General features: G+C 58.1%; 1 protein-coding gene. It reads left to right on the forward strand.

All coding sequences use genetic code 11. The features are described from left to right. The coding region (locus GV819_RS32555; protein WP_161760117.1) for a transporter substrate-binding domain-containing protein at positions 1 to 485 on the forward strand (485 nt) is incomplete at both ends.

The raw sequence follows: 485 nt of genomic DNA on the forward strand, positions 1-485 counted from the left end.
AAGCAGGCCGGTCGTTTGACCGGTTTCGACGTCGAACTGGGCGAGTTACTGGCCAAGGAGCTGGAAGTGACTCCCTCGATTCTCATCACCGACAGCAATGACCTGCTGCCGGGCGTTGAAAGCGGTAAATACGATGTAGCAATCAATCACATTGCTTTGACCCCGGAACTGCAGGATCGGTTCGATTTCAGCGAGCCTTACAGCTATACCGCTGCGCAGTTGATCGTGCGGCAGGAAGAACAGCGTTCGCTCAACACCCCGGGCACCCTCAAGGGCCAGCTCTTAGGCGTAGCCCAGGGCAGCCAGTTTGTCGAGCAGGTGCGTACCGGTCAGGCAGGGGAAGTGCACAGCTACCCGGATGCCCATCAGTCATTGGTGGCGTTGGTGAACAAACAACTGGATGCAGCGGTCAGTGACCGTTTGCTGACCCCGTATGCGATTCGCGATAGCCGGTTGCCGGTGAAGGAAGGTGCAACCATGGGGCC

The sequence above is a fragment of the Pseudomonas sp. Fl5BN2 genome (genome assembly GCF_009908205.1).
Taxonomy (GTDB): domain Bacteria; phylum Pseudomonadota; class Gammaproteobacteria; order Pseudomonadales; family Pseudomonadaceae; genus Aquipseudomonas.